Annotated in this window: 8 protein-coding genes; all 8 read right to left on the bottom strand. The window is 33.1% G+C overall.

The window, feature by feature from the left end; all coding sequences use genetic code 11:
• Positions 1-155, bottom strand: a 155-nt coding sequence (locus tag ACHZDT_RS04625) for a glycosyltransferase family 2 protein (protein WP_394773483.1), incomplete at its 3' end; no start/stop codon positions are given.
• 6 nt (positions 156-161) lie between these two features.
• Positions 162-983 carry a glycosyltransferase family 2 protein gene (locus tag ACHZDT_RS04630; protein WP_394773476.1) on the bottom strand — a complete coding sequence of 274 codons (822 nt, stop codon included), beginning with the start codon at positions 981-983 and terminating at the stop codon, positions 162-164.
• A 105-nt stretch (positions 984-1,088) separates the two neighbouring features.
• On the bottom strand, positions 1,089-1,979 hold the full coding sequence (locus ACHZDT_RS04635; RefSeq protein ID WP_394773477.1) for a glycosyltransferase family 2 protein: 891 nt from the start codon (positions 1,977-1,979) through the stop codon (positions 1,089-1,091).
• The gene (locus ACHZDT_RS04640) at positions 1,976-2,851 is read right to left on the bottom strand and encodes a DUF5672 family protein (protein WP_394773478.1); all 876 of its coding nucleotides are present in this window, start codon (positions 2,849-2,851) and stop codon (positions 1,976-1,978) included. Before ACHZDT_RS04640 ends, ACHZDT_RS04635 begins: the two co-directional genes overlap by 4 nt.
• Entirely contained in the window at positions 2,848-3,816 is a 969-nt protein-coding gene (locus ACHZDT_RS04645; protein WP_394773479.1) for a hypothetical protein, read from the bottom strand. The genes ACHZDT_RS04640 and ACHZDT_RS04645 overlap by 4 nt, the downstream gene beginning before the upstream one ends.
• A 182-nt stretch (positions 3,817-3,998) precedes the next feature.
• Entirely contained in the window at positions 3,999-4,304 is a 306-nt protein-coding gene (locus tag ACHZDT_RS04650) for a hypothetical protein (RefSeq protein ID WP_394773480.1), read from the bottom strand.
• 21 nt (positions 4,305-4,325) lie between these two features.
• Complete coding sequence (locus ACHZDT_RS04655) at positions 4,326-5,432, bottom strand: glycosyltransferase (RefSeq protein ID WP_394773481.1); 1,107 nt, start codon at positions 5,430-5,432, stop codon at positions 4,326-4,328.
• Between the two features lie 3 nt (positions 5,433-5,435).
• On the bottom strand, positions 5,436-6,136 hold a 701-nt coding region (locus ACHZDT_RS04660), incomplete at its 5' end, for a class I SAM-dependent methyltransferase (RefSeq protein ID WP_394773482.1).

Below are 6,136 nucleotides of genomic sequence, written 5' to 3' on the forward strand. Positions count from 1 at the left end.
ATTTTTTGTAAAGTATCATCTGTTGATCCATCATTAATAAGCCATATTTCCAGGTTAGTAAAGGTCTGGTTTAATATACTGTTTACAGCCCGCTCTACAAAACCGCCAACATTATAACAGGGGATGATAACCGATACTAAGGGAGTATTAGGCATTTATTTTCATTTTGATCTAAATAACATCTTTTTAAATTGCTGAAACCTTGTTCCTAATTTATAAGTAACTGACAGGTGATATGCATTAATTACCCTGTTCAGTTTTTCATTCTCCCTGATTAACTCAATTGGTGACGGGAAATATTGCTGATATACTTCTATTTGATTGTTATATAATTTAAAAAGATCCTTAGAAACTCTTTTTTTATCTTTTAAAAAATCCTGAAAAGTGGAAGATATTTTTTTACGGTAATAAAAACATGTAAATGGTAATTCAAAAACTTTTCCGCCTTTCTTCAACATACTGATCCAAAAATCCCAATCTTCATAACCCAACATAGTTTCATCATAGCCCATGGTCTGATCGTAATCTTCCCGTCTGAATAAACAGGTTATGCAAAGAGAATTTACCAATAATAATGATTTAAAATCGTATGGTGACTGAACCCATTTTTCATTTGTATATCCAAATAGCTGTACCTGGCAGGAAACTACTTTTACATCTCTGTTATAATGCAAAACTTCCACAGCTTTCTCAAGAAAAATTTCGCTTATTTTATCATCCCCGTCCAATGGTAAAATATATTCTCCCTTTGAATGCCTGATACCAAAATTTCTTGCAGCCGAATGGCCGCCATTTAATTTGGCAAAATATTTTATACGTTTGTCTTTTTCACAATATTGCATGGCTATTTCTTCCGTATTATCAGCAGAGCCGTCATTTACAACTATACATTCCCAATCTTTATGAGTTTGAGTAATCACACTATCCAAAGCCTCACTTAGGTATTGTGCCTGGTTATAACATGGAATTATAATAGAAACCATTAATTAAAATATTTTAAAAAACTTTGTAAATGGAATAATTTCCGGCAATTGCCAATTTTGTGACAAATGATTTTAAAATGCTCATTTACCACTGGTGGTTTCATTTTACTTTCTAAATAATATATGCTTTAGCCATCCCAAATTACTTTTATTAAGCCGATGTAAAGGATCTTTAAGTATAATATACAATGCAGCAAAAAACTCACCTGTTTTTCCATAATTTTTTTGCCCGATAGATTGCTGTAACAAGGGCCATTCAAATTCCTTGCTTTTTCTTTTGGCAATTACAGACAGCATGCTGCCCTTTTGAGATTTATAGAATTCTTTATACATTTTATTAAAATCCCAAAAAAACATATCAGCTTGTGCAACAGATTTTGATGCCTCATGCTCCCTGAAAAAAGCAAGTACATTTGGAATATAATTTACATTACTATTCATCAATAAATACCGAAGCATATATTCCTGGTCAAAACAATAATGATAGTCAATTCTAAAATGCCCCACTTTTTTCATGATGTTCAGCCGTAGCCAAACCCCGGGTTGATGATAAACATAGTCAGCCTCTTTATCAAAAAAAAAAATCGGTTTCAGATTCTTGCTAATGTATAATTCTAAAAGCCCAGTATTATCAAAGTTCTGTACTGCACCTGCCACTATTCCTGCACTACCAGCTTCAAAAGAAGTTGCTACTTTTTTTAAAGCTCCCTCCGCCAGGTAATCATCACTGTTTATCCAATTAAATATTTCGCCTGTACAATATTTTAACCCCTTGTTAATAGCATCTGCCTGGCCTTTATCTTTTTCACTTACCCAATAGCTTAAATGAGGTGCATATTTTTTTATTATCTCTATTGTATTGTCAGTGCTGCCTCCGTCTATGATAATATATTCAAGGTTTGGGTATCCTTGATTTATTACCGACAGGATGGTTTGCTCAATAAATTGGCCCTGGTTAAAAGAAGGCGTAACTATTGAAATTTTGGGGTAATTCATTTTGCAGGTTTTCCACTCTCCCTTATTTTGTCTTCTATTTTAAAACCCGTTTTCATTTCAATAATTGGAGTCCAGAATTCAAGATTGCCAGTATAAGGAAGTTCATCTTTAAACCATGCATGGCAACCAAATGGCAGGTTTTTATTATTATATTTAAAACAAACTGATGGGTTAATATCAAATGAAAATTCAAGTGCTTTTTTCCATCCGGGTAATTTTAAGCATGGTAAATTAAGTGGTAAATATATACTCCAGAATATGTCTTCATTATATCTCCATGTGTTCAGCATTTTTTTATAAGTAATACATGCCTGGTAAAATGGCTTTACTTTTCGGAGACTAAGGCCGCCATTACCAACTGCAAGTTTTGCGTTATCATCCAGGCCGCTTAGTTTCCAGATAATTTTTAAGAGCATTCTGTTAATGAGTGGTTTTGAAGATAAAGTTTCATTTACAATTAACTGGTACAAATTTTTATGCCAGTTGGTTTGTACCCATGGGCCGCCAACATAATAATAATTTTTCTTACACCATTCCAAAAGGCTGTCTTCAAACACAAATACGTCTAAATGATGAATGAGGATATATTCATACGATAAAAATCTTTTATAAAATAATGCAGAAAGTAATAACCTGCTATGCCGTTCTGTGCTGCCGAAATATTGGTTATCAAATCTTTCAAATGAAATATTAGTTTCCCCGGCACAGTTTTCTTTATACCAGGAAACATCCATTTGCGCAGGTACTACAAACACGATGGGATATTTATGCAGCACCTGTAAGCAACGGCTTAGAGAAATTTTTTCAAAGGCTTCCGGTACTGATGAAGAAACAGGAATTACTATTGTTACATTTTCATAAAGAAATTTCACACTCTCTCTTTAATTATAAAATTTATCCACTTTTCTTTTATCTGAATTAAAAATCCCAATATCTTGTTTTTTATAGTTACGGTTTCCGGATGAGAAATTTTTTTATGAAATACTTTAACTAACCTAAAATTCTTTTGGCTAATTTTTAATTTAGCAGGGAATTTTACTACTTGATAATTTTTGTCCCAGAATGCATCTTCAAAAAAATTCTCAGTACCGCAATGAGTTCCAGAACCGTCCCAGCCAATATTTTTAATTAAACTTTTATCTGGAAATAGTACCAATCCCTTATTTTGAAACAAAGACCACCAGAACCGGACTGCCCAGGAATCAATTTGTTTTGTTTCCATTTGCATAAAAAGCATTTCAGCAAAATCATAACAATCATTCAAATTAAATTTTTTCTTTAAGGAAGAGGATATTTTCATTTTTTCATATCCTTTAGCTAAAGGATCAAACATATCCCAGGCTCTTTTCCATGTACCCCATGCCTGGGTACTGGAAAAAGGGAGAAAAAAGCTTTGTTGTTTTTGAATTGATTTTATTGGCCAATAAAAGCCAGAAATCATCCAGATTTTTTGATTGGATTCATATAATTGCAAAGCTTTATTCATAAATTTTAAAAAATAATTTGAAACAACAACATCATCCTCTAAGGTAATAACTGAGCCATATTGGTTTACAATTGCTGTAGTGGCAGTAATCACAGAATTGGCCAACCCTTTATTTATCTCCGATTCAATAATATAAACCTCTTTACACCATTTTTTTAATTTTATGATCCGCCTGGTTTCCTCTATTTTTTTAATTTCTTCAAAGATTATCTTTTGTTTAGGGCCATCTGCATATATATACAGAACAGATTCCCTTGCTTCTTCATTCTGCGCTAATGCCTCCAGCGCTTGCTCTGTATGCCAGGGTCGGTTGTAAACAAATAATACGATAGGGGCTAACTTACTTTCCATTATAGTTTAACAGCATGTACAATTAATGAAGTATAATTTAAAATAACATTTTTATTTCTTAAACCATATCTTTTTGACCTTATTATGTGTCCCCCTTCATCAGTTCCCTTTCCCATCCCAATATTCTAATAATTTCACTGCAAAGCCTGCCTTTTCTAATCATTCTTTGATGATATTGTAGTTTAAGAGAATCTTATGATCATCTGCTCCGGCACCATATCCACCAGGCTGGCAAGTTCCATATCAGCATCTGTTAAATGCTCCCAAACATGCTCTGCCATAATATTATCGAGGCCAAATATAAAAAGCAATCTTCTCCAGTCTGTCTCTTTTGTAATATCAAGGTTCTTCATATCAGTTGCATACCAACTGTAATCCTTATTTGTACCACCAGAACCAACATTAAATTTTATTTTTTTCATTTTAGAGAAATGAAAAATAATCTTTAAACTTTGCCTGAACGTTTTTAGATTTTCTATTAAAATCATTGGGAATCTTTAGGAGAAAGATTATAAGTGAATAGGATGATTACAAGCTTGATCCACTAAATTTTTTAAAACACTAAGATTATTTTCCCTAGAAAATTTTTCAATAATTCTTTGCCTGCCAGCTACTCCAAGCTTTCTTGCAAGACCTTCTTCTTGTAATATCCTTAACATGTTATTTGCCATTCCATCAATATCATGTTCTTCAACCAATAGCCCGGTTTCACTATTAATTACGACGTCTGGAATCCCCGCATGATAAGTAGATATAACTGGCAATGCAGCAGCCTGCGCCTCTAATACAGCAACAGGTGTACCTTCTGTATCCCCGCTATCCGCAATAATTGAATGCTGAACAAATGCAATGGAATCCTGAAATACTTCCCTGATTTCTGCCTGGTTTAAAATCCCTTTAAACTCAACACTTTCACAAAGTTTCCATCCCTTAACCAAGTTTTTACATATATTTAATAAAGCTCCATCCCCTATCATTATCAATTTAGCATCAGGATATGTTTCTACTACTTTTTTAAACGCAGCTATTGTAAGATATGGAGCCTTTTTATCAACAAATCTTCCAACTGCTGTAAATTTCGGGTTAACATAGGGAGGGTTATTTTTCAAAAATATTGGATCGGGGCCACAAGCAACAATAGTTAATTTAGAGAGCGGGCATCCTAATTTTATTAAATCCTCTTTCATTTTAAAAGAAACTGCTACAACTGCACTGGCATAATCAAAAACTTCCTTATATCTATTTGCATAGTTGTCTAATATACTTTTGTTACTGGCATCAAATCCATGAAAATGTACGATCAATGGCAGTTTTAAATATTTGATAACCTGTAAAGATTCAGATGCAGTTATTCCATATTCAGCTAATACACAATCAACCTTTTCTTTTTTAAGGGATTGAAGCAAAGCATATTCATACCAACTGAATGTTGATTTTATTTTTTTTTTAAATTTGTCTAATAAATTAAATTTAAAAAATGAGCCCGAAGGTTCTAACGCTGTGGGTAAGTATCCACCATAATAATACCTGATATTAAAAGGTAATTTTTTATGTGCCTGTATAAAAGTTTCTGAATAGGCATTTCTATTGGGTGAAAATATAGCGAGTGTTTTCATAGTTTATTTATAAGCGGTTCCATACAATCCGGTAATCATCTGGCTTTCTTTAAAATCTACGGTACTATATTTCTCCCATTTCAACAGCCTTTTAATAACAGGTTTGAAAATAAATGATAAATATTTTTTCTGCCTTTTTGTTAAAGGAGCCCTTCTTACCCATAGCCCCAGCATTTGGGCTAAAGAAGCATGCCAGCCCCCTGTAGCTTTTATTGAAATATTTTTAAACCCAGCTTCTTCCAGTAATCTTGTTAAGGCAAAGGGTGTGTATCTATATTCATCATGAGGCACTTCGTGCAATGGCCAAAGAAAAGGAACAGTAAAAAAGAAAACGCCTCCTGGTTTCATTACTCTATATACTTCCCCAAAAATTATTTCTGGTTTCGGGCAATGTTCCAGCACTTCAGTTGCAAAAGCAGTATCAAATTGTTCATTTTCAAATGGCATTGTTTTGCCATTCCAGGTAAAATCAGGTTTTACATCAGCATTGTACTGCAATGCATTTTCAATATCTAATCCTTCATAACTATTTATAGATGAATTTTCAATAAGGTAATTTTTGTAGGGCATTTGACCACAACCAATATCTAATAAAGAGCCATGGAAATATGTTAAAGAAGAATTGATAGCTTTCAATATACTTTGCCGGATAAAATATCTATCCAGGTTTGCAGTAGTGAATTCAATAGTTGTAAAATTATCTG

Origin of the sequence: Flavobacterium sp. (genome assembly GCF_043722275.1) — a bacterium.
Lineage (GTDB): Bacteria > Bacteroidota > Bacteroidia > Flavobacteriales > Flavobacteriaceae > Flavobacterium.

Bases quoted from the DNA above. Each gene is read 5' to 3' on its own strand.
- ACHZDT_RS04630 (WP_394773476.1), bottom strand. From the start codon at position 983: ATGGTTTCTATTATAATTCCATGTTATAACCAGGCACAATACCTAAGT.
- ACHZDT_RS04635 (WP_394773477.1), bottom strand. From the start codon at position 1,979: ATGAATTACCCCAAAATTTCAATAGTTACGCCTTCTTTTAACCAGGGC.
- ACHZDT_RS04645 (WP_394773479.1), bottom strand. From the start codon at position 3,816: ATGGAAAGTAAGTTAGCCCCTATCGTATTATTTGTTTACAACCGACCC.
- ACHZDT_RS04650 (WP_394773480.1), bottom strand. From the start codon at position 4,304: ATGATTTTAATAGAAAATCTAAAAACGTTCAGGCAAAGTTTAAAGATT.
- ACHZDT_RS04655 (WP_394773481.1), bottom strand. From the start codon at position 5,432: ATGAAAACACTCGCTATATTTTCACCCAATAGAAATGCCTATTCAGAA.